This window comes from Micromonospora sp. NPDC049081, assembly GCF_040648835.1.
GTDB lineage: Bacteria > Actinomycetota > Actinomycetes > Mycobacteriales > Micromonosporaceae > Micromonospora > Micromonospora antibiotica.
Map to the genome: position 1 here is coordinate 154,511 of NZ_JBEZEK010000013.1, position 21,672 is coordinate 176,182.

Annotated in this window: 21 protein-coding genes; 9 read left to right on the forward strand and 12 right to left on the reverse strand. The window is 73.6% G+C overall.

Features of this window, described 5'->3' with window-relative positions:
- Positions 1–39: 39 nt before the first annotated feature.
- Genes AB0B63_RS20110 through AB0B63_RS20145 form a run of 8 tightly spaced genes read right to left on the reverse strand, consistent with a single transcriptional unit; the run spans position 40 to position 7,660 of the window.
- Positions 40–648: a bifunctional 4-hydroxy-2-oxoglutarate aldolase/2-dehydro-3-deoxy-phosphogluconate aldolase gene (locus AB0B63_RS20110; protein ID WP_208566550.1), complete on the reverse strand. Its 609-nt coding sequence runs from the start codon at positions 646–648 to the stop codon at positions 40–42.
- On the reverse strand, positions 645–1,709 hold the full coding sequence (locus AB0B63_RS20115; protein ID WP_357020714.1) for a sugar kinase: 1,065 nt from the start codon (positions 1,707–1,709) through the stop codon (positions 645–647). The genes AB0B63_RS20110 and AB0B63_RS20115 overlap by 4 nt, the downstream gene beginning before the upstream one ends.
- Positions 1,706–2,668 (reverse strand): PmoA family protein, encoded by a 963-nt coding sequence (locus AB0B63_RS20120; RefSeq protein ID WP_357020717.1) that lies wholly within the window; start codon positions 2,666–2,668, stop codon positions 1,706–1,708. Before AB0B63_RS20120 ends, AB0B63_RS20115 begins: the two co-directional genes overlap by 4 nt.
- On the reverse strand, positions 2,665–3,297 hold the full coding sequence (locus tag AB0B63_RS20125) for a hypothetical protein (protein ID WP_357020720.1): 633 nt from the start codon (positions 3,295–3,297) through the stop codon (positions 2,665–2,667). The genes AB0B63_RS20120 and AB0B63_RS20125 overlap by 4 nt, the downstream gene beginning before the upstream one ends.
- On the reverse strand, positions 3,294–4,172 hold the full coding sequence (locus AB0B63_RS20130; protein WP_357020723.1) for a carbohydrate ABC transporter permease: 879 nt from the start codon (positions 4,170–4,172) through the stop codon (positions 3,294–3,296). The genes AB0B63_RS20125 and AB0B63_RS20130 overlap by 4 nt, the downstream gene beginning before the upstream one ends.
- Entirely contained in the window at positions 4,172–5,149 is a 978-nt protein-coding gene (locus AB0B63_RS20135; protein ID WP_208566552.1) for a sugar ABC transporter permease, read from the reverse strand. Before AB0B63_RS20135 ends, AB0B63_RS20130 begins: the two co-directional genes overlap by 1 nt.
- Positions 5,150–5,184: 35 nt before the next feature.
- Positions 5,185–6,525 carry an extracellular solute-binding protein gene (locus AB0B63_RS20140; protein ID WP_357020727.1) on the reverse strand — a complete coding sequence of 447 codons (1,341 nt, stop codon included), beginning with the start codon at positions 6,523–6,525 and terminating at the stop codon, positions 5,185–5,187.
- Positions 6,526–6,541: 16 nt separating this feature from the next.
- Complete coding sequence (locus AB0B63_RS20145) at positions 6,542–7,660, reverse strand: LacI family DNA-binding transcriptional regulator (RefSeq protein ID WP_208566554.1); 1,119 nt, start codon at positions 7,658–7,660, stop codon at positions 6,542–6,544.
- 240 nt (positions 7,661–7,900) lie between these two features.
- Here AB0B63_RS20145 and AB0B63_RS20150 point away from each other — a divergent pair, with 240 nt between their 5' ends.
- The 6 genes from AB0B63_RS20150 to AB0B63_RS20175 all read left to right on the forward strand — a co-directional run bounded on the left by AB0B63_RS20150 (position 7,901) and on the right by AB0B63_RS20175 (position 16,211).
- On the forward strand, positions 7,901–9,229 hold the full coding sequence (locus AB0B63_RS20150; protein ID WP_357020731.1) for a Gfo/Idh/MocA family oxidoreductase: 1,329 nt from the start codon (positions 7,901–7,903) through the stop codon (positions 9,227–9,229).
- Between the two features lie 69 nt (positions 9,230–9,298).
- Positions 9,299–10,723, forward strand: coding sequence for a glucuronate isomerase (gene uxaC / locus AB0B63_RS20155; RefSeq protein WP_357020734.1), 1,425 nt, complete (start codon positions 9,299–9,301; stop codon positions 10,721–10,723).
- Positions 10,720–12,024, forward strand: coding sequence for an enolase C-terminal domain-like protein (locus tag AB0B63_RS20160; RefSeq protein ID WP_357020737.1), 1,305 nt, complete (start codon positions 10,720–10,722; stop codon positions 12,022–12,024). Before uxaC ends, AB0B63_RS20160 begins: the two co-directional genes overlap by 4 nt.
- The gene (locus AB0B63_RS20165; protein WP_357020739.1) at positions 12,015–13,505 is read left to right on the forward strand and encodes a mannitol dehydrogenase family protein; all 1,491 of its coding nucleotides are present in this window, start codon (positions 12,015–12,017) and stop codon (positions 13,503–13,505) included. The genes AB0B63_RS20160 and AB0B63_RS20165 overlap by 10 nt, the downstream gene beginning before the upstream one ends.
- Before the next feature lie 155 nt (positions 13,506–13,660).
- Positions 13,661–14,830 (forward strand): Gfo/Idh/MocA family oxidoreductase, encoded by a 1,170-nt coding sequence (locus tag AB0B63_RS20170; protein ID WP_357020810.1) that lies wholly within the window; start codon positions 13,661–13,663, stop codon positions 14,828–14,830.
- Between the two features lie 34 nt (positions 14,831–14,864).
- Complete coding sequence (locus AB0B63_RS20175; protein ID WP_357020742.1) at positions 14,865–16,211, forward strand: pectate lyase; 1,347 nt, start codon at positions 14,865–14,867, stop codon at positions 16,209–16,211.
- A 142-nt stretch (positions 16,212–16,353) separates the two neighbouring features.
- On the opposite strand, the gene map is transcribed toward AB0B63_RS20175, so the two are convergent.
- Positions 16,354–17,124 carry a type I methionyl aminopeptidase gene (map, locus tag AB0B63_RS20180; protein WP_208566560.1) on the reverse strand — a complete coding sequence of 257 codons (771 nt, stop codon included), beginning with the start codon at positions 17,122–17,124 and terminating at the stop codon, positions 16,354–16,356.
- 66 nt (positions 17,125–17,190) lie between these two features.
- Between map and AB0B63_RS20185 the strand changes: the two genes are divergently transcribed.
- From AB0B63_RS20185 to AB0B63_RS20195, 3 genes are all read left to right on the forward strand, one after another.
- Positions 17,191–17,493 carry a helix-turn-helix transcriptional regulator gene (locus tag AB0B63_RS20185; RefSeq protein WP_208566561.1) on the forward strand — a complete coding sequence of 101 codons (303 nt, stop codon included), beginning with the start codon at positions 17,191–17,193 and terminating at the stop codon, positions 17,491–17,493.
- A gap of 186 nt (positions 17,494–17,679) precedes the next feature.
- On the forward strand, positions 17,680–18,183 hold the full coding sequence (locus tag AB0B63_RS20190; RefSeq protein WP_357020747.1) for an ATP-binding protein: 504 nt from the start codon (positions 17,680–17,682) through the stop codon (positions 18,181–18,183).
- Positions 18,184–18,243: 60 nt separating this feature from the next.
- Entirely contained in the window at positions 18,244–18,960 is a 717-nt protein-coding gene (locus AB0B63_RS20195; RefSeq protein ID WP_208566563.1) for an HD domain-containing protein, read from the forward strand.
- Between the two features lie 134 nt (positions 18,961–19,094).
- Here the strand turns inward: AB0B63_RS20195 and AB0B63_RS20200 are convergent, their stop codons facing one another.
- The 3 genes from AB0B63_RS20200 to AB0B63_RS20210 form a co-directional block, all read right to left on the reverse strand.
- Positions 19,095–19,538, reverse strand: a complete 444-nt coding sequence (locus AB0B63_RS20200) for a barstar family protein (RefSeq protein ID WP_357020750.1) — start codon at positions 19,536–19,538, stop codon at positions 19,095–19,097.
- Between the two features lie 62 nt (positions 19,539–19,600).
- On the reverse strand, positions 19,601–20,002 hold the full coding sequence (locus tag AB0B63_RS20205) for a ribonuclease domain-containing protein (RefSeq protein ID WP_357020813.1): 402 nt from the start codon (positions 20,000–20,002) through the stop codon (positions 19,601–19,603).
- Between the two features lie 312 nt (positions 20,003–20,314).
- A complete protein-coding gene (locus tag AB0B63_RS20210) occupies positions 20,315–21,559 on the reverse strand; it encodes a cellulose-binding domain-containing protein (protein WP_357020753.1) in 1,245 nt (414 codons plus the stop codon).
- Between the last annotated feature and the right edge of the window lie 113 nt (positions 21,560–21,672).

The following is a 21,672-nucleotide window of genomic DNA, read 5'->3' on the forward strand; positions in this document are numbered from 1 at the left end:
AGGCACCACGGCGGGTGGGTGGGCGGGGTCGGCACCGGCTCAGGCCGGGGTCGTCGCCAGCTCGGCGAGCCGGTCGATCTGCCGGGGGTCGGACAGCGCCGAACCCACCGCCACCACCCGCACCCCGGCGGCGAGGAAGTCGGCGGCGTTACCGGCGTCGATCCCACCGGTCGCTACGAACCGCAGCTCCGGCAGCGGGCCGGCGACCGCCTTGAACCACTGTGGGCCGAGGCTGACCGCCGGGAACGCCTTGAGCCAGATCAGCCCGTGGTCGAGCGCGAGCTGCGCCTCGGTGGGGGTGGCCACCCCGGGCAGGTGCGGGATGCCGTAGCTGACCGCCGCGTCGGCCACCGCCAGGTCCAGCCCGGGGGCGACGGTGAACGCCGCCCCGGCGCTGGCGGCCTGCCGGACCTGGGCGGGGGTACGCACCGTGCCGGCGCCGACCCGCCGGCCCCGGTCCTTGCCGGCCTCCACCGCCGCCCGCAGGGACAGCGTGGCGTCCGGGGTGCGGATCGGCACCTCGACCACGTCGATGCCGAGGTTCCAGGCCCGTTGGGCGAGCCGGACGGTCTCCGCCGGCGGTAGGTCCCGCAGGATCACCATCACCCGCGCGGTGCCGAACAGGGGTGCGAAGTCGTGCGCGGTCATCGACCGTTCCTTCCGGTGGCGGGGGTGGGGAGCAGTCCGGCGTCGACCAGGTCCAGGCTCGCCCAGTCCCCCGCCGGCAGGGCCAGGAGCCGGTCGGCCAGCGCCCGGCGTGGTGGCGGGGCGGTGTCGCCGGCCACGGTCAGGGCGGGGGCCGCGCAGAGGTGCCCGAGCCGCAGGCAGTGTTCCAGGTCGAGGCCGCGCAGCAGCCCCGACAGGCAGCCGGCGGCGAACGCGTCGCCGGCCCCGACCGGCTCGTGCACCGGCACCCGCAGCGCGGGGACGAAGACGTCCGGTCCGCCGCGGGGTAGCGCGGTGACACCGACGTCGGCGTCCTTGACCACCACCAGTTCCGGACCGGGCAGCAGGTCGCGTACGGCGTCCGGGGCGGTGACGCCCCACAGGGCGCGGGCCTCGTCGAGTCCGACGAGGACCACGTCGGCGGCGTCGGCGAGCCCGCGTAGCACCGGCGCGGCGGTCTCCGCCGACCACAGCCGGGCCCGGTGGTTGACGTCGAAGGTGACCCGGGCGGCGGGCAGTGGCCGGTCGGTGAGCGCCCGGCGCACCAGGGCCGCACAGGACGGCGACAGGGCCGCGGTGATCCCGGACAGGTGCAGCAGCCGGGTCCCGGCCAGCGCCGGGTCGTCCAGCACCTGCGGGTCGAGGTGGGAGGCCGCCGACCCGGACCGGTAGTAGTGCACGGCGGTGCCGCCGGGCGTCGGGTCCTTGAGGTAGACGCCGGTCGGGGCGGTCGGGTCGACGGTGACCAGGCGGGTGTCCACGCCGGTGGCGGCGACATGCCGCAGCACCCGCCGGCCGAACGGGTCGTCGCCGACCCGGCTCACCCACGCCGTCCGGTGGCCGAGCCCGGCGAGCGCGGAGGCCACGTTGGACTCGGCGCCGCCGACCGAGACACCCAACCGGTCGGCCCGGTCCAGCGGACCCGTCGGATCGGGGCTGAGCACCACCATCGACTCGCCGACGGTGACCACCTCCGGCCCGACCCACGACTGCTCAGCCGACCGGTCGGCGGATGGTGCCGGGGCCGACCGGTCGGCGGTCACGCCGGCTCCGCGGCGGCGAGCAGGGCGACCACGCCGGCCCGGTCGCGTACCCCGTCGGCGACCAGCACCCGGTGCCGGCCGGTGCGGCGGCCACCGGCGGGCACCACGGCCGGCCGGTCGAAGGCGAAGGCGACGCAGACCCCCGGGTACATCGCGGTCCGCACGAACCACCGGTCGCCCAACCCGAGGCCGGTGAAGACCAGGGTGTACGCCCCACCGTCCGGCGCGACGCCGGTCAGCACGACCCAGCGGGCGGCGCTGCCGTTGGCCGCCTGTTCCCCGTCGGCGTCGGCGGTGAACGTGACCGGCTCCCCGTCGGCGACGGCCCGCCAGAAGAACCCGCCGTAGCCGGCCCCGTCGGGTCGCCCGTTGGTGGCCGGGCTGCCCAGGTGGACGTCCCGATCGGTGGGGGCGGTGAGGGTGTAGTCGACGTCGAGGGCCCAGGCGTCGGGGGCCACCGGGGTCGCGGCGAGCCGGCGGTGCTCGGTGAGCAGCACCCCGCCGTCGCGGTCACGCCACTGCAACACGTGCGCCAACCGGTCCGGGGTGCGTTCGCGCCACCGCGTGTGGGCGATCACCCCGTGGTCGTCGCGCCAGGTGTAACCGGTGTCCCGGACGTACGTCCGGCCACCCCACAGGTTGGTGCCGGCGACGTCCTGCACCGCCAGCGACGCCCCGAGGTGCCAGACGTGGTCGGCGGGCAGGGCGTCGGTGACCGGGGTGCCGGCCAGCGTCCGCACCGGGTGCAGGTAGGGCCGGGGCCCGTGCTTCGGGTCCAGGTCGGGGCGCACCACGTACCGGGCCACCTCGACGTCACCGACGTGCAAGCGGGGCTCGTCGTCGCCCGGACCGTCCGGGTCGACCCGGACCTGCGGCGGGACGGATCCGGTCGGGTCCGCGCCGGGGCGGGCCGGTTCCGGGCCGAGCTGGGCCGGGGTGGGGTGCGGGTGACCGGTCACGGTGCCTCCGTCCGGGTGGTGGACCGGCGGGCGGCGACGGCGTGCAGGGCGGCCAACGCGTAGCCGGCCAGGATCGGCACCGCCACCGGGGTGACCAGTATCCCCAACAGAGCGGCCACCGCGCAGACCCCGCCGGCCGCCGCCCAGGTCCCCGGCCGGGCCAGGCCGGTCCGGGCGGCGACCCGGGCCGCGGCCCGAAAACCGCGCCCGCCGGTACGACCGATCGCCACCACGGTCAGCCCGGCGTACCCGGCCAGCGCGGCGGTGACCACGGCGGTGCCGGCCAGCACGGGCCCGCCACCGGGCACCCGGCCGGTGGCCACGGCGACCAGGTCGACGCCGAGCGCGACGGCGACAGCCACCCCGACGGCGCTGGCCACCAGGCCGGCGGGCAGGGCCCGGCCGAACCGGGTCAGCGTGGTGCGCAGGTCCGGCCAGCCGCCGAGGGTCAGCCGGTCGTGCACGGCGGCGCTGGCGGTGGCCAGGGCCGGTGCGAGGGTGAGCACCGGCAGCGCGGCCAGCGTCACGGCGAACCCGAGCAGCGCCAGGTCGGTGGCGTCGCGCAGGGTGTCGCGCCAGTCCCGGCGCAGGGGCGCCTCGGCCGGCTCCGTCACCGGTACGGCGGTCATCCTTTCAACCCGCTGGTGTTGATGCCCTCGACCAGCATCCGTTGGAAGGCCAGGAAGAACAGGAAGACCGGCAGCAGCGACAGCACCGACATGGCGAACATCGGGCCGACCGCGCTCTGGCTGGTGGAGTCGATGAACAGGGTCAGCGCCACCGGGACGGTGTAGTCGTCCAGGCTGGACAGGAAGACCAGTTGCCGGAAGAAGTCGTTCCAGGTCCAGATGAACGAGAAGATCGCGGTGGTGACCAGTGCCGGGCGGCTCAGCGGCAGGATGACGTGCCGGAAGATGCCGTACGGGCTGGCACCGTCGATCTTGGCAGCCTCGTCGAGTTCGCGGGGGATGCCCCGCATGAACTGCACCATGAGGAACACGAAGAACGCCTCGGTGGCCAGGAACTGCGGGATGAGCAGCGGCAGGTAGGGCCACTCCCCGCCGACCAGGCCGAGGCTGCGGAACAGGATGTACTGCGGCACGATCAGCACGTGGCCGGGCAGCAGCAGGGTGCCGATCATGACAGCGAACCAGACCCCCCGCAGCCGGAACCGCAACCGGGCCAGGGCGTACGCGGCGAGCAGGCAGGAGGCCGCGTTGCCGACCACGGTCAGCAGGCTGACCATGGCGCTGTTGAGGAAGAACGTGCCGAAGCTGAGGTCGAAGTTGCCCCAGCCGGCGGTGTAGTTGCCCGGGGTGAACCGCTCGGGCAGCAGACCGATGTTGTTGACGATCTCTTCCTGCGACTTGACCGAGGTGCCCACCATCCACAGCAGCGGGTAGAGCACCACCGCCACGATCACGATCAGGATCAGCAGGCGTACGGCCTGCCGGCCGCCCTGCCGCCGGCCGGGCCGCCGCGCCGTCGAGGTCACCGCCACCATCACTTCTCCCCGTCGGAGTAGTGCACCCAGAACCGCCCGGTGCTGAAGAAGACCACGGTGATCAGGCCGATCGCGATCAGGAACACCCAGGCCATCGCGGAGGCGTAGCCCATTTCCAGGTCGGTGAAGCCGGAGATGTAGAGCTTCAGCGTGTACATCAGGGTGGAGTCGACCGGCCCGCCGGTGCCGTTGCTGAGCACGAAGGCGGCGGTGAAGCCCTGGAACCCGTTGATGGTCTCCAGCACCAGGTTGAAGAAGATGACCGGGGAGAGCATCGGCAGGGTGACGTGCCAGAACTGGCGGAACCGGCCGGCACCGTCGACGGAGGCGGCCTCGTACAGCTCGGTGGGGACCTGCTTCAACCCGGCCAGGAAGATCACCATAGGCGCGCCGAACTGCCAGATGGCCAGCACCATCAGGGTCTGCAGCGCCCAGTCCGGGTCGCTGACCCAGGGCAGCCCCTCGATGCCGAACAGCGCGAGGAACGAGTTGAACGCGCCGTCCCGGTTGAACATGTTGACCCAGACGATGGCCAGCGCGACGCTGCCACCGAGCAGGGACGGCAGGTAGAACAGCGCCCGGAACAGGCCCACCCCCCGCCACGCCTTGTTGAGCAGCAGCGCCACCCCGAGGGCGGCGGCCAGTTTCAGCGGTACGGCCACCAGGGCGAAGGTCAACGTGACCCGGACCGCGTGCCAGTACGACGGGTCGGCGGTGAACATCCGCTCGTAGTTGGCAAGCCCCACCCACTGCACCTCGGACAGCGGGGTGAGGATGTCGTAGTTGGTGAAGCTCAGCCAGAGCGAGAGCAGCATGGGGATCGCCGTGACGCCCATCAGTCCGATGAGCCAGGGCGAGAGGAATACGTAACCCGCCAGTCCTTCGGCGTGCCGGTCCCGCCCGCCCCGACGCCGGTTGGCGTGGGGGCGGGCGGAACCGGTGCGTCCGGTCCGGCCGGGGGCCGTGGTGAGGGCCACGGGGCCGGCTCCTTTCGTCGACCGCGACCGGTCGATCAGGCGATCGCGGACTTGCAGGCGGCGATGAACTGCTCCGCCGCCTGGGCCGGGGTGGCCCGCTTGTACTGGACGTTCTCGGCGGCCTTGACCAGCTCGGACTTGACCTTGCTGTGTCCCTTGATCGGCACCTGCGGCGACGTGCCGAACTTCTGCGCCAGCTCGGTCTCGACCTGGATGGACTGCTTCATCGCCGGGTCGGTCACCGTCTCGCTGACCTTGGCCCGCAGGTCCATGTTCGACGGCAGCCCCCGGTCGGTGCCGAGCAGCGCCGCCGCCTCCGGGTCGTTGGCCAGGAAGTTGATCACGTCGACGGCGGTGTCGCGGTGCTTGCTGCTCTTGAACACCGACCAGTACATCGAGGCGCGGGCCCACTGGGCGCTCGGGTCACCCGGGTAGGCGACGACGCCCAGCTCGTCCTTGGTGTTCTTCTTCAGGTCGGGCATCTGGTTGACCCACACCCAGGAGGTCGCGGCCTTGCCGGTGACCACGAGCTGCTTGGTCACGTCGCTGGCGTTGCCCTCGTGGATCACGTCGGGGGTGGGGGTGGCGCCCCGGTCCCGGGCGCCCTTCCACAGCTCGAACCACTTCGTCACGTCCTCGGCGGTGAAGCCCAGGTCCTTGCCGTTGTAGAGGTCCTTGCCCTGCTGGCGCAGCCACACCCAGAACGCCTTGTAGTCGGCGCTCGGGTCCTGGGTGCCGGGGATCTTGGTCTTCCTGGCCACCTGCTCGGCCCAGGCGATGTGCTCCTCCCAGCTCTGGCCGGTGGTCGGTTCCGGGAGTCCGTTGCTGGTCAGCAGGGTCTTGTTGTAGACCAGGCCCTGGGTGTTCTCGCCGGAGGCCACCCCGGCCAGCTTGCCGTCGACGACGCCGTACTCCAGCAGGCTCTTGGGGAACTTGGACACGTCGAGCTTGCCGGAGTCCTGGTAGCTCTTGAGGTCGAGCACGGTGCTGCGGCCGGCGTACTCGGACAGGTAGTTGTCGTCGATCTGGAACAGGTCCGGCGGGTTGCCGCCGGCGGTGAGGGTGGCCAGCTTGTCGAAGTAGCCCTGGTTGGCCTGCCAGGTCTTCTCGAAGGTCACGTTCGGGTGCTTCTTGGTGTAGAGGGCGAGGGCGTCCTCGGTGAGCTTGGCCCGCGCCTCACCGCCCCACCAGAAGATGGAGAGCTTGATCTGGCCGTCGGCACCGGCGTCGTCGTCGCCGCAGGCCGCCGCGCCGAACATCAGCGGTACGGCGACGGCGGCGGCGACCAGGCCGCGCAGGAATCGACGACGGGGTGCGGGGGTACGGTGGTGCGGCTCGGCCGGCGTGCCGGCGGTGGGGGACGTTGCGGGGTGCATGCGCTCACTCCTCGGGCTAGGAGGCGACGACGCCACCGGTGGTCACGGTCGGGCTGCCCGGGTCCGCAAGGCGATGCGGGCCCGGGCCATCCGGAACGGATCCGGGACGGGATCGACCGGGTAGGGGTCCGGTCGAGTCGCGAATGACCAGTTCGGTCTGGAGCATTACCTGTGCGGTGGTGCGTCGGTCGCCGACGGCCGCTGCCCGTCCCCCGCCGCGGGGGCGGAGTTCGGAGTCGTGTTGCAGCAGCATGTCGACGGCCGTCCGGCCGGCGGCCGCGGTTGGCGTGGCCACCGTCGTCAACTTGGGGCGGGTGAGTCGGCTCAGCGCGATGTCGTCGACGCCGACGACGCTGACGTCCTGCGGCACCCGGATGCCGAGGTGGTCGAGCCCCTCGATCAGCCCGATCGCCATCAGGTCGTTGTAGGCGAGCACGGCGGTGACGCCGCTGTCGCGTACCTGGGTGGCCAGTGCGCTGCCGCCGGTCTCGGTGGGCGGGTTCGGCCCGAGCACGGTCAGCTCGGCCCCGCCGGAGCGGGCGGCGGCCCCGGCCGCCCGGCGCATCTGCTGGTTGGTCCAGGAGCCGCGCGGGCCGCCGAGCAGGGCGAGCTGCCGGTGGCCGAGGCCGAGCAGGTGCTCGATCGCGGCGCGGGCCCCCTGGCCGACGTCCATCATCACGCAGGGCAGGCCGGTGACCTGCCGGTTTATCACCACCACCGGGACTTCCCGGCTGACCTGCTCGATCAGCGCGTTGCTCATCCGGGGGCTGCACAGCAGCACCCCGTCGACCTGCTTGGCCAGCGCGTGGACCAGCTCCTCCTCGGCGGCCGGGTCCTCGTTGGTGTCGGCCACGAAGACGTGGTAGTCGCGGTGCCGGGCCTGCCCCTCGGCCGCCTTGATCAGCGGTGGGAAGAACGGGTTGGCGATGTCGGCGATGATCAGGCCGATGTTGTGGGTCCGGCCGGTGATCAGGGCGCGGGCGGCCCGGTTGGGGCGGTAGCCGAGTTCCTCGGCGCAGGCCAGCACCCGGACCCGGGTCTCCGGGTTGACCAGGTGGGGTGCGGAGAAGGTGCGGGACACCGTGGAGATGTGCACGCCCGAGGCCCGCGCGACGTCGCGGATGGTGGCTGGCACGGGCGGCCCTCTCGTCGATGGTGTGGTCGGGGTCACGTGGGTGCCGCCAATTAATGCAAACGGTTGCTCCACTGTCAACGGGAGTTTGTTACAGGTCGATTGCGGGGGCGCTCCCGCCATGCCCCTTTAAGCCCACGAAACGGGATCTATGACACGGGATTGGCATCGATCGTTGACGTGCTCTTCATCGCCGTGGTTTCTTCACTGCAAACCTTTGCAGCAACCGGGGAGGTCCACCCGATGTCACCACCAGCCGCGTCCCGCCGCCGGCACGCCCTGGTCGGCACCGGGGCGCGAGCCGAGATGTTCGTCCGCGCCCTGGTCACCGAGCACGCCGACACCGCCGAACTGGTCGCCTTCGCCGACGTCAACCAGACCCGGATGGACGCGCACAACCGGTGGCTGACCGAGCTGGGCCACCCGCCCGTGCCGACCTACCGGGCCGACGACTTCACCGCCATGCTCGCCAAGGAACGGGTCGACGTGGTCCTGGTGACCAGCGTCGACGTCACCCACGACGAGTACATCGTGGCGGCCCTGCGGGCCGGCTGCGACGTGGTCACCGAGAAACCCATGACCACCGACGCCCCCCGCTGCCGACGCATCCTCGACGCGGTCGCCGAGACCGGCCGGCAGGTCACCGTCGCCTTCAACTACCGCTACAACCCGTTGCACGAGCAGGTCAGAAGGCTGCTCGCCGACGGCGCGGTCGGCGAGATCGGCTCGGTGCACTTCGAGTGGCTGCTCGACGTACGGCACGGCGCGGACTACTTCCGCCGCTGGCACCGGGACAAGGCCAGCTCCGGCGGGCTGATGGTGCACAAGGCCAGCCACCACTTCGACCTGGTCAACTGGTGGCTCGACGCCACCCCCGTCGAGGTGTACGCGGCCGGGCGGCTGTTCTTCTACGGCGACGACGGCCGCCGGCACGGCTACGCCCGCGACTACGACCGGGCGCACGACTCCCCCGCCGCCACCGACGACCCGTTCGCCCTGCGGCTGGCCGAGCACCCCCGACTGCGGGAGCTCTACCTCGACGCCGAGGGTGAGGACGGCTACCACCGCGACCAGAACGTCTTCGCCCCCGGCGTCACCATCGAGGACGACATGGCGGTGCTGGCCCGCTACTCCACCGGCGCGACGATGACCTACCACCTCACCGCGTACGCCCCCTGGGAGGGCTACCGGGTGATGGTCAACGGCAGCCGGGGCCGGCTGGAACTGGAGGTCACCGAGAGCGACTTCGTCAGCCCGGCCGCCGCCGGTGCGCTCAAGGGGGCGGCCCTGCACGGCGACGAGGCCGCCGCCGAGCACGGCGAGGCCAACCTGACCCTGCGCCCGTTCTGGGCCCCGCCCACCCGGATCCCCGTCGAGGGCTACACCCGGCAGGGCCACGGCGGCGCGGACACCCGGATGACCCGGGTGATCTTCGGTGGCGAACCGGACCCGCTGGACCGGGCCGCCACCGCCCACGACGGGGCACTGGCCCTGCTCACCGGCCTGGCCGCCAACCGGTCCTTCGCCACCGGCGACCCGGTGCGCGTCGCCGACCTGCTCACCCTGCCCTGACCGGGCCGGCCCCACGACCGTCCACCCGGAACCGCCGACCCTCCGCCCGCATCCGAGGAGTCCCCCGACGTGCCGACCTCTCCTGACCTGCTCCTGCCGACCGACCCGGGCGTCCGGGCCATCGCCCGCGAGCTGTACGCCCTGGCCGGGCCGCAGCCGATCATCTCGCCGCACGGACACGTCGACCCGGCGCTGCTGGCCGAGGACCAACCCTTCCCGGACCCGGCCCGGCTGCTCATCGTGCCCGACCACTACCTCACCCGGATGCTGCTCAGCCAGGGCGTCCCCCCGGCCGAACTGGGCGTGCCCAGCGTCGACGGCAGCCCGGTGGAGACCGACGGCCGGACGATCTGGCGGCGCTTCGCCGCGCACTGGCACCTGTTCCGGGGCACCCCGTCCCGACTGTGGTTGGAACGCACCTTCAGCGAGGTGTTCGGGGTGGACACGGCGCTGACCCCGGACACCGCCGACGCCGTCTACGACGAGTTGGCCGCCCGGCTGGCCGAGCCGGCGTACCGGCCCCGGGCGCTGTTCGAACGGTTCCGGATCGAGGTCCTCGCCACCACCGAGTCGCCCCTGGACGACCTCGCCGCGCACGCCAAGCTCGCCGCCGACGGCTGGGGCGGGCCGGGCGGCCGGGTGGTCACCACCTTCCGCCCGGACAACGTGGTCGACATGGAGTTCGACGGTTGGGCCGACAACGTGGCCCGGCTCGGCGAGGTGGCCGGCGTCGACACCGGCACGTACACCGGTTACCTGGACGCGCTGCGGGCCCGCCGGGCGGCGTTCGTCGCGGCCGGCGCGACCTCCTCCGACCACGGCCACCCCACCGCGCGCACCCTGGCGCTGAGCGCCGACGAGGCGGCCCGGCTCTACGACAAGGGCCGGCGCGGGCTCGCCGACGCCGCCGACGCCGAGACGTTCCGGGCGCACATGCTGGTGGAGTTCGCCCGGATGTCCCTCGACGACGGGCTGGTGCTGCAACTGCACCCCGGGGCGGTGCGCAACCACAACCGCCGGCTGTACGCCACCCACGGCCGCGACGTCGGCGGCGACGTCCCGCACGCCACCGAGTACGTGCACGCGCTCGCCCCGCTGCTCGACGCGTACGGCAACGACCCGCGGCTGCGGGTGGTGCTCTACACCCTCGACGAGTACACGTTCACCCGGGAGCTGGCCCCGCTGGCCGGCGGCTACGCCGCGCTCTACCTCGGGGCGCCCTGGTGGTTCCTGGACTCCCCGGAGGTGCTGCGCCGGTTCCGGGAGGCGGTCACCGAGTCCGCCGGGTTCTACAACACCGCCGGGTTCGTCGACGACACCCGCGCGTTCTGCTCCATCCCGGTCCGCCACGACGTGGCCCGCCGGATCGACGCCGGTTTCCTGGCCCGCCTCGTCGCCGAGCACCGGTTGACCGAGGACGAGGCCGCCGAGACGGTCGTCGACCTGGCGTACCGGCTGCCCAAGAAGGTCTTCAGGTTCGGAGGGTCCGCATGAGCACCAGGATCACCGACGTCGACGTGCACGACGTCCGGTTCCCCACCGCGGCGGCCGGCGACGGCTCCGACGCGATCAACCGGGGTGACTACTCGGCCAGCTACGTCGAGCTGCGCACCGACGGCGGCCCGACGGGTGCCGGGTTCACCTTCACCAACGGCCGGGGCAACGAGATCACCTGCGCGGCGATCGAGGCCCTCGCCCACCACGTGCGGGGGCACACCGTCGAGGAGATCGCGGCCGAGCCGGTGGCGTTCTGGCGCTCGCTCACCGCCGACGTGCAGCTGCGCTGGCTGGGGCCGGAGAAGGGGGTCATCCACATGGCCGCCGGCGCGCTGGTCAACGCCGTCTGGGACCTGCGGGCCAAGCTGGCCGGCAAGCCGATGTGGCGCTACCTCGCCGAGCTGTCTACCGACGAGCTGGTGGCCAACATCGACTTCCATCACATCACCGACGCGCTCACCCCCGACGAGGCGGCCACCCTGCTCGACAAGGGACTGGTCGGAGGGTCGGAACGGCTCGCGGAACTTGAGCAGAACGGTTTCCCGTCGTACACCACGTCGGTGGGGTGGTTGGGGTATCCGGACGAGAAGGTGCGGGCGCTGACCCGCGAGGCGTACGCCCAGGGGTGGCGGGCGATGAAGATGAAGGTCGGCGGCCCGCCGGCCGACGACCTGCGCCGGGCGCGGATCATCCGGGCCGAGATCGGCCCGGACGCGCTGCTGATGATGGACGCCAACCAGGTCTGGGACGTCGACGAGGCGATCACCAACATGACCGCGCTGGCCGAGGTCGACCCGTACTGGATCGAGGAGCCGACGCACGCCGACGACATCCTCGGCCACGCCCGGATCGCCCGCGCGGTGACCGGGCTGACCGACGGCCGGTGCCGGGTCGCCACCGGCGAGGTGGCCGCCAACCGGGTGATCTTCAAGCAGCTGCTCCAGGCCGAGGCGATCGGGGTGATGCAGATCGACGCCTGCCGGGTCGCCGGGGTCAACGAGGTGCTGGCGGAGATCCTGCTGGCGGCGAAGTTCGGGGTGCCGATCTGCCCGCACGCCGGTGGCGTCGGCCTCTGCGAGTACGTGCAGCACCTGGCGATCTTCGACTACCTGCGGGTCGGCACCAGCCTGGACGGGCGGATGGTCGAGTACGTCGACCACCTGCACGAACACTTCGTCGACCCGGTCCGCACCCGGGGCGGCCGGTACCTGCTGCCCACCGCCCCCGGCTACAGCGCCACCATGCGCCCCGAGTCGATCGCCCGGTTCCGCTTCCCGGACGGCCCGGCATGGCGGTGAACGTCGGCACCGACCGGTTGGGGCTGGCCACCCTGCGCCGGGTGCCCGAGCAGAGCCGACCGCTGATCCGACCGGGCAGCGTGCCGGCCGGCATCGTCCACCTGGGACTGGGCGCGTTCCACCGGGCCCACCAGGCGGTCTACACCGAGGCCGCGGTCGACGCGGCCGGCGGCGACTGGGGCATCATCGGCGTCGCGCCGCGCAGCACCACCCTGGTCGAGGCCCTCGCGGCGCAGGACGCGCTGTTCAGCGTCACCACGCTGACCGCCGACCGGTCCGAGACCCGGGTCGTCGGCGCGCTGGCCGGGGTACGGCACGCCGCCAGCGACCCGGCGGCGGTGGTCGCGCTGCTCGCCGACCCGGCGATCCGGGTGGTGACGCTGACGGTGACCGAGAAGGCGTACCACCTGGACCCGGTCTCCGGGGTGCTGCGGGCCGACCCGGAGCTGACCCGCGACCTGACCACCGACCGGCTACCGGTCACCGTACCCGGCCTGCTGGTGCGCGGGCTGCTCGCCCGTGCCGCCGCACAGGCGGGGCCGATCGCGCTGGTCAGCTGCGACAACCTGCCGTCCAACGGGCGTCGGCTGCGCGGCCTGGTGCAGCAGTCGCTGGCCCTGGCCGGGGTGCCGGACGCCGTGCTGGACGCCCTCGCCGGGCAGGTGAGCTTCCCCGGCACGATGGTGGATCGGATCGTCCCGGCCAGCACCGACGCGACGTTGGCAGACGCCCGCGCCGCGCTCGGGGTGACCGACCTGGCGGCGGTGGCCGCCGAGCCCTACACCCAGTGGGTGGTGGAGGACGACTTCCCCGGCGGCCGGCCCCGGTGGGAGCGGGCCGGTGCGGTGCTCACCACCGACGCCGGCCCGTGGGAACGGCTGAAGCTGCGCGGCCTCAACGGCGTGCACTCGGCGGTGGCCTACCTGGGTGCGGTGGCCGGCCGCGAGACGATCGCCGAGGCGCTGGCCCTGCCCGGCCTGACCGACGTGCTGCGCCGGTTCGTCGCCGACGACGTGGCCGGGAGCTTCACCCCACCCGACGGGGTACGGGTCACCGGGTACGGCGACGAGGTGCTGGCCCGCTTCGCCAACCCGGCGATCCGGCACCGCACCCTCCAGGTGGCGATGGACGGGTCGCAGAAGCTGCCGCAGCGGGTCCTGCACACCGCCGTCGACCTGCGCGCGCAGGGCCGGCCGGCGTACTGGTCGGCGCTGGTCGTGGCGGCCTGGCTGCGGTTCCTCGACGGGCGGGCCGACGACGGCACGGTGCTGCCGCTGGACGACCCGCTGGCCGACCGGATCACCGCCGCGCTCGCCACCGCCGGGGGCACCCCCGCCGGGACGGTGGAGGCGCTGTTCGCCCTGCCGGAGGTCTTCCCGGCCGCGCTCGCCGACGACGACGGGTTCCGCACCGACGTCGCCGGCTGGCTGGGCGCGTTGCGTACCCACCCGGTGGCGGCGGTCCTGGCCGGTGCGGCGTGACCGCCCCGGTGCCGCCGGCCGCCGTCGGCGGGCTCGCCGCCCAGGGCGCACCGGCGGCGACCACCGGGACACCACCGGGCTCCCCGGCCGGGTCACCGCCGGGCGGCCCGACCGGGGCCGCCCGGCCCGACCACCCCGCCGGGACCGGGGTCGCCGTGCCCCGGGTGGCGATCGTCGGCGCGAACGGGCACGGCCGCTGGCACCGGCGGGCGGTGGCCCCGCTGCACGCGGCGGGACGGCTGCGGCTGGTGGCGCTGGTGGACGTACGGCCGATCGAGGACGAGCCGGCCGCGCCGGTGCCGCCCGGGACCACCGTGCACACCGACCACCGGGAGATGCTCACCGCCGCCCGCCCCGACGTGGTGATCGTGTGCACCCCGCCGCACACCCACCTGCCGATCGCCCTGGACGTCCTCGCCGCCGGTGCCGACCTGCTGCTGGAGAAGCCTCCGGTGCTGTCCACCGCCGAACACCGGACGCTGGCCGGGGCGCTGGCCGCGACCGGCCGGGCCTGCCAGGTCGGCTTCCAGGCGCTCGGGTCGGTGGCGCTGGCGCAGTTGTCGGCCGCCGTCGGGCAGGGCCGGCTGGGCACCGTCACCGGCATCGGCACGGTCGCCTGCTGGCAACGCCCCGACAGCTACTACGCCCGATCCCCGTGGGCCGGCCGGCGCACCCTGCACGGCCGACCGGTGCTCGACGGGGCGTTGGCCAACCCGCTGGCGCACGCGGTGATGCAGTGCCTGGCGGTGGCCGAGACGGTGACCGGCGCCCCGGTCCGGCCGGCCCGCATCGAGCTGGAGCGCTACCGGGTCCGGCCGATCGAGGTGGACGACACCGCCACGCTGCGGATCGTCACCCCCGACGGGCCGCCGATCGTGGCGGCGGTGACGCTGGCCGGGGAGGACTTCGTCGCCGGTGAGGTGATCGTCACCGGCACCACCGGGCGGGCGGTGCTGGAGTACCCGACCGACCGGCTGCTGCTGCCCGGTGACCCGCACCCTGAGGAGGTGCCGGGCCGGCAGGGGCTGCTGGCGAACCTGCTCGCCCACCGCGCCGACCCGGACGGCACCCCGCTGATCGCCCCGCTGGCCCGCACCGCACCGTTCACCGCCGTACTGGAACAGGTGCGGCAGGCCCCCGAGCCGACCATGCTCGACGGCGACCTGGTCACGGCCGCCGGCAGCGGGCCGGAGCGGGTGGTGACGGTACGCGGGATCAACGCGGTGCTGCGCCGGGCCGCCGAGCAGGGCGCGCTGCTGTCGGAGCTGGCGGTGCCGTGGGCGGTGCCGCCGGCGCGTATCCCCCTGGCGGCACAGGACGACTGACGCACCACCCACCACCACCCTTCGGGAGAGTCCCATGCGTCCACGCACCACCGGGGCGGCCCTGGTCGCCCTCACCCTCCTGCTGACCTCGGGCACCGCCGCGTCCGCCGCGCCACCCGACGGGCCGCCCCGGGGCGTCGAGCGGTTCGCCCGGCAGACCCTGCCGGCCGGTGACGGCTGGGCGGCCGACGGCCCCGGCACCACCGGCGGCGCGGCGGCCGCCCCGGACCAGGTCCACCTGGTGCGCAGCCGGGCCGACCTGGTCCGCGCGCTGGGCGGCGACAACGCCACCAACAAGAGCAACGCCACCCCGAAGGTGATCGTCGTGGACGGCACCGTCGACGGGTTCGCCGCCGACGACGGCCACCTGCTCGGCTGTGCCGACCTGGCCGACCCGGAGTACAGCCTGCCGGCGTACCTGGCCGCGTACGACCCGGCGGTGTGGGGCATGGTGCCGCCGACCGGGGCGCTGGAGGCGGCCCGGGTGCGCTCGGTGGCCAACCAGACCCGCCAGACGCAGATCAACGTCGGGCCCAACACCACCATCGTCGGCCGGCACGGGGCCACCCTCACCGGGCTGACCCTGATGATCGACGGGGCCAGCAACGTCATCGTGCGCAACCTGACCTTCGACGACGCCCGGGACTGCTTCCCGGCCTGGTCGCCCACCGACGGCGCGACCGGCAACTGGAACTCCCAGTACGACCAGGTCTCGGTACGCCGCAGCGAGCACGTCTGGGTCGACCACAACACCTTCACCGACGGCGACAACCCGGACAGCGCCCAGCCGGTGTACTTCGGCCGGCCGTACCAGGTGCACGACGGGTCGCTGGACGTCACCCACACGGCGAGCCTGGTGACCGCCTCGTACAACCGGTTCACCGGGCGGGACAAGCTGATGCTGATCGGCTCGTCCAACACGGTCGGGCCGGACGTCGGCCGGTTGAAGGTGACGCTGCACCACAACCTGTTCGACCGGGTGCTCCAGCGGCTGCCCCGGGTGCGGTTCGGCCAGGTCGACGTCTACAACAACTGGTACCGGCTGGCCGGCGACGACTTCGCGTACGCGATCGGGGTGGGCGTGCAGTCCGCCGCGTACGTGGAGAACAACTTCTTCACCCTCGGTGCCGGCATCGCCCCCGACGGCCTGCTCTACGACTGGGGTGGCACCGCCGTCACCACCCGGGGCAACTGGGTGGACGCCGACCGGGCGTTGCCGCGCCCGGTCGACCTGGTGGCCGCCTACAACGCGACCCACGACCCGGATCTGGGCGGCGACGCCGGCTGGACGCCGACCCTGCGCGCGGCGCAGCCGGTGCCCGCGCCGCTGGTGCCGCTCGTGGTGGGGCCGTTTGCCGGGGCCGGGCGACTGCCCTGGTGACCCGCGTCCGGGGCCAACTGTCACGGTGACCCGTTGCGGTCGGGCCGCGCCGTCGCCGGTGCGGTCCGACCGGTCGGTCGTCCCGGCCGGCGTGACATCGGCCGGGGCGGCGTTGAGCGGGGCGCGCTGACCGGGCCGGGGGCTACCTCGGCAGGGTCATCACCTCGGCGCCGTCGTCGGTGATGGCGATGGTGTGTTCGCTGTGTGCCGTCCGGCAGCCGGTCACGCTGCGCAGGGTCCAGCCGTCGCGGTCGGTGACGAGTTCGGCGGTGTCCGCCATGATCCAGGGTTCCAGGGCCAGCAGCAGCCCGGGGCGCAGCCGGTAGCCGCGACCGGGCCGGCCCGTGTTGGACACGTGCGGGTCCTGGTGCATGGTGGAGCCGACGCCGTGCCCCCCGAACTCGGTGTTGATCGGATATCCCGCCGCGCCGAGGACGCTGCCGATGGCGTACGAGATGTCACCGACGCGGGCTCCGGGGCCGGCGGCGGCGATCCCGGCGGCCAGCGCGCGTTCGGTCGCGTCGATCAGCGCGACGCTCTCCGGGGACGGTGTGTCGCCCACGACGAAGCTGATGGCCGAGTCGGCGACCACGCCGCCGAGGGAGACCGCGAGGTCGAGTGAGAGCAGGTCACCGTCGGCGAGCGGATAGTCGTGGGGCAGGCCGTGCAGCACCGCGTCGTTGACGGAGGTGCAGATGTAGTGGCCGAACGGCCCGCGTCCGAAGGACGGCTCGTAGTCGACGTAGCAGGACTGCGCCCCGGCCTCGACGATCATCTGGTGCGCCCACCTGTCGATCTCCAGCAGGTTGGTGCCGACCACGCTGCGGCTCTTGAGCGTCCGCAGGATGTCGGCGACCAGCGCGCCGGTGTCCCGCGCGCGCAGGAGGTCGGCGGGGTTCAGGATCTCGATCATGCAGCGCCTTCCTCGGACCACCAATAAGTATCCCGGTCATGTTATCCCGGTACTAGAATCGCAGCCATGGTCAGGTTGCCGCTCACTCCCGCCGAGGTCGAACGCGGACAACGCCTCGGAGCCCTGCTGCGCCGCGCCCGGGGCCAACGGTCGATGCTCGGCACCGCGCTGGCCGCCGGGCTCTCCCCGGAGACCCTCCGCAAGATCGAATCCGGCCGGGTGGCCACCCCCGCCTTCCCGACCATCGCGGTACTCGCCGACGTCCTCGGCCTCTCCCTCGACGCGGTCTGGTCGGAGATCAACCAGTCCGACGGCGGCCTCGGTCTCGCCGGCCCGGTGCACGACCCCGCCGGGCGGCTGGCCTCCTAAGCCCCCACCGCCGACCGACCCGGCCGGGGCCCGGTGGCACCGGACCACCCGCCCGCCGGACCCGGGTGCGGCGTCACCGTCACGGGAAGACCCCTGGTCCGGGTACGGCCGGCCGGGACAGGGACAATGGCGGCAACGACGGTCGGGCCCGGCCCCGGCGGCGAGGATCAGCGGAGGTGGGCGCGGGTGACGGGTGGACGCGACGTCGGCGCGAGCTGCCCCGACCCGGTGGCCGCACGCCACCCGGCGGACGACCCGCCCGGCACGCCACCACCTGCCGGCCCGGCGGCCCGGGACGCGCCGGTGGTGTTCCGCGCCGCTCTGGCCGCCGACCCGGCCCAGCTCTCCCCCACCCGGGAGGCGCTGCGGTCGTGGCTGACCGGGGCCGGGGTGGACGAGGCCGACGTGGAGGTGGTGCTGATCGCCGTCGGCGAGGCGTGCGCCAATGCCATCGAGCACGGTTGCCGCTTCGCGTCCGGGGCCACCGTCACGGTACGGGCCGGACTGCACGCCGGCCGGCTGGAGATCGAGGTGTCCGACACCGGCGGCTGGCGCGACGGCCCCTCCGACGGGCGCGACCGGGGCCGGGGGCGACTGATCATGGCCCGGCTGATGGACGAGGCACAGCTCGACGGCACCCCCGACGGGACGACGGTACGCCTGGTCAAGCACCTTTCCGGCAGGAGGTGACCCGGTCACATGCCCGACGACGGGGTCCGCTGGACAGTGAAGATCGGCTATAAGTAGGCGATGGAGTTCCCGCCGTACCTCGCCACCATGCCGATGCACGCGATCACCGAGCTGCACGGTGAGCCGGGCCTGCTGGCCCGGTTCCGGTTGGAGCTGCCGGCCTTCGCGGCGGCCGACCGGGACCGGCTGACCGCCGCCCTGGACCTCGCCGCCGAGCTGCACCGCGACGACCGCCGGTCCCGGGAGCCCTACCTCAACCACCTGCTGCGGGTGGCGATCCGGATGATGCACCACTACCAGGTGCGCGACGTCGACGTGATCGTCGCCGGTCTGCTGCACGACGCGGTGGAGGACCACCCCCGGGAGCTGGCCGGCGCGCAGGCGTCCGACCCGACGGCGGCGGCGCTGGCCACGCTGGCCGACCGGTTCGGGACGCGGGTGGCCCGGCTCGTCGGCGCGGTCACCAACCCGGTGTACGACCCGGACCGGGACCCGCACGTGCAGTACCGCGAGCACGTAGCGGCCAGCCTGGACCGGGAGCCGTGGGCCCGGGTCATCAAGATCTCCGACTTCACCGACAACGGCGTGGGGGTGGTCTACGCCGTCGGGCCCAAGGTGGCCCGCTCGGCGGCGAAGTACCGCCCACTGGTGCCGGTGTTCCGGGATCTGATCGCCCGGCCGGACACCCCGCTGTCGGCACCGGTGAAGCGGCACATCTTCGCTCAGCTCGACCTGGCCGAGGAGCGGTTCAGCGCGATCCTCGACCACCCCAACTGACCTCGCCCGGCCGGCACCTTCGCTGCGCCTCTCCCGCCGGCAGGTCGGGCCGGGCCGGCGCAGCGCCCCGGGCCTGCCGGTGGCCGGAAACGACCCGGCACGGCACGATCCGGCACGGCACGGCACCGCACCGCTCAGCGCGCGACGCCGCCGCCGGGTGGGACGGCCACGCCACAGCCGCCGAGGACGGCGGAGAGCCGCAGTCGCAGGGCGGGCAACGCCTGCGGGGTGTCCCGCAGCACCAACCGGACCGGCTCCCGGGCACCCGCCGACACCCCGCCCACCACGTCGAGCAGTGTGCCGAGCTGGCCGGACGGTTCGTCGGCGAGCAGCAGGCCGGCGTCGGTCACCTCCAGGGTGAGCGGGCCGGCGTCGAGCCGTTCGGCCAGCACGTCGGCGAGCGCGTCCCAGTTGCGGCCGAAGTGTCCGGGCAGGTCGAGGGCGACGGCGAGGGCGTCGAACAGCGCGGGACGGGTGCGGGCCGCCGCGCCGGCCACGGTGAGCGACGGCGTGGGATGCCCCGACGGCGACGGCTCGTCGGTCACCCGCAGCCAGCCCGGCTGGCGCTGTCCGGTCATCGTGCATCCTCCTGCTCACCCGGGGTGGGCCGGCCGACCGGCCCACCCCGATGGTTCCTGGCTCAGATCCGGTAGAAGTTCGCGTAGTGGTCGGGCGAGAACCAGGTCGCCCCGGTGCTCCTGTTCACCACGATGCGGTACGCGTCCCGCGCCGCGCCGGAGACCCGCGGGTAGACGTCGTACTCGTAGTAGGTGGCGCCGCCGGGGAGCTGCCCCTCGTAGTTGTGGAACTGGCAGCCGGCGAAGTTCGACAGGCCGCCGCTCCAGGCGTACCAGCCCCTGCTGGTGGGGAAGCTCTTGGCCGACCAGCCGGATCGGGCGGTACGGGCGTCCGCGCAGCGGGACATCGTGCAGGAGCCGTAGACCGCCGCCGACGCGGAGTCGGTCAGCCTCGGGGTCACCACGGACGGCCCGACCAGCACCGCCGCGATCATGGCGGTCAGCAGCGCGAGGGTGCCCAGCAGCCGGTGCGGTCGGGTAACGGGGTGCGGGGCGGCGGGATGCGGGGCGGCGGCGGTCGGGGCGGTGACGGGGGTGACGGGGTTCGCGGGAGTGCGCAACGGGTCCTCCGGGTCGCGGGGGCCGACAGGAACGTATCGATCGGGATGGTTATCCCGGTCAGCCACATTCTGGCGGGAGGCGAACCCCGCCGACCAGAGGTCAGCCTGGCAACCGTGGATGAACGCACCATGATCGGCACGTCACCGCCGGCTGAAATGCTCGGGCGGCACGGCCGGGACCGGGCAGCCCCGTCGGCCACCCGGTCCCGGCGGGGGTCAGCAGCCGATCCGGCTGCTGCCCAGGGCCACGTCGTCGTACCAGATGGTGTCCGCGCCCTCGCCGTAGCTCTCCCAACCCAGCTTCAGGTCGGTCAGCCGGGGCCGCCAGGTGCGGTTGAGCCACTGGCCGTCGACGTCGTGGGTGGGCACCCCGTCGGCGGTCAGCCCGGTGATGGCGGTGCCGTCGAGCCAGGTACGCAGCTGACCCTGGTTGCCGTCGACCATGAACTCCAGGCACGTCCAGCGCCCGGTGGGCAGCGGCACGCTCAACGCCACCCCGGCCGGGCTCTGCTCGGGCAGGGTCGCGTCGTCGGAGGCCCGGTTCCACTGCAACGCGCCGTTCTGGCCGCCCATCCGCAGGTCCTTGTTGCCGTCGGCGGCGTCGGTCATCGCCGTCATGGTGACGTGCTGGGTCGGCAGGGCGGTGGTGTGGCGCAGCCAGATCCGGCCGTACCGGACGGTGCCCACGGCGCTGAGGTCCTTGTTGGACCGGACGAAGACGTGGTTGCAGTAACCGGCCGCGCCGTCGATGCGCAGCGAACGGCTACCGCTGTGCGTGGTGGTCGTGTCCACCGCCGCCCGGCCCGCCCCGGAGCAGTCCGGGTTGACCACGCTCCAGTCGCCGGCCGGCGTCGAGCCGGTCTGGTTCTCGAATCCGTCGCAGAGCACCGCACCGGCGCACCCGGCCGGCGGCGGGGTGGTCGGCGGCGGGGTCGTGGGCGGGGGCGTCGTCGGCGGAGGCGTCGTGGGCGGCGGGGTCGTCGGCGGAGGCGTGGTCGGCGGCGGGGTCGTCGGGGGCGGCGTGGTGGGCGGCGGCGTCGTCGGGGGCGGGGTCGTGGGCGGCGGCGTGGTGGTCGGCGGCGGAGCGCCGTTGCACGGTACGCCGTTGAGCGCGAACCCGGTCGGCGCGGCGGAACCCGAGGTGCTGGTGCCCTGGACGCCGAACTCGGTCGAGCCGCCGGCCGGGACACTGCCGTTCCAGGCGGCGTTGCGGGCGGTGACCGTGCTGCCGGCCTGGCTGACCTGGGCGTTCCAGCCACCGGTGATCCGCTGGCCGCCCGGGTAGGACCAGGTGACGGTCCAACTGCTCAGGGCGGTGTCGCCCGGGGAGACCCGGACGTTGGCGGTGAAGCCGCCGGTCCACTCGTTGGGCTGGTAGTCGACCCGGCAGCCCTGGGCCGCCGAGGCGGCGCCGGCGAGCACGGTGGTGACGGCCGCCGCCGCTGTGACGGTGGCAGCCACGGCGGCGGTGATACGGGTACGGGAAATCCTCACAGGGGTCCTTCCGGCTGGCCGTCGGGGAAACACCGACGGCGCGGGAGCATCGACATCGCTCGCGCGTCGACATGCCTCTC

Bases quoted from the DNA above. Each gene is read 5' to 3' on its own strand.
- AB0B63_RS20165 (WP_357020739.1), top strand. From the start codon at position 12,015: ATGGCGGTGAACGTCGGCACCGACCGGTTGGGGCTGGCCACCCTGCGC.
- AB0B63_RS20130 (WP_357020723.1), bottom strand. From the start codon at position 4,172: ATGGTGGCGGTGACCTCGACGGCGCGGCGGCCCGGCCGGCGGCAGGGC.
- AB0B63_RS20140 (WP_357020727.1), bottom strand. From the start codon at position 6,525: ATGCACCCCGCAACGTCCCCCACCGCCGGCACGCCGGCCGAGCCGCAC.
- AB0B63_RS20200 (WP_357020750.1), bottom strand. From the start codon at position 19,538: ATGACCGGACAGCGCCAGCCGGGCTGGCTGCGGGTGACCGACGAGCCG.
- AB0B63_RS20125 (WP_357020720.1), bottom strand. From the start codon at position 3,297: ATGACCGCCGTACCGGTGACGGAGCCGGCCGAGGCGCCCCTGCGCCGG.
- AB0B63_RS20160 (WP_357020737.1), top strand. From the start codon at position 10,720: ATGAGCACCAGGATCACCGACGTCGACGTGCACGACGTCCGGTTCCCC.
- AB0B63_RS20195 (WP_208566563.1), top strand. From the start codon at position 18,244: ATGGAGTTCCCGCCGTACCTCGCCACCATGCCGATGCACGCGATCACC.
- map (WP_208566560.1), bottom strand. From the start codon at position 17,124: ATGATCGAGATCCTGAACCCCGCCGACCTCCTGCGCGCGCGGGACACC.
- AB0B63_RS20175 (WP_357020742.1), top strand. From the start codon at position 14,865: ATGCGTCCACGCACCACCGGGGCGGCCCTGGTCGCCCTCACCCTCCTG.
- AB0B63_RS20150 (WP_357020731.1), top strand. From the start codon at position 7,901: ATGTCACCACCAGCCGCGTCCCGCCGCCGGCACGCCCTGGTCGGCACC.
- AB0B63_RS20110 (WP_208566550.1), bottom strand. From the start codon at position 648: ATGACCGCGCACGACTTCGCACCCCTGTTCGGCACCGCGCGGGTGATG.
- AB0B63_RS20185 (WP_208566561.1), top strand. From the start codon at position 17,191: ATGGTCAGGTTGCCGCTCACTCCCGCCGAGGTCGAACGCGGACAACGC.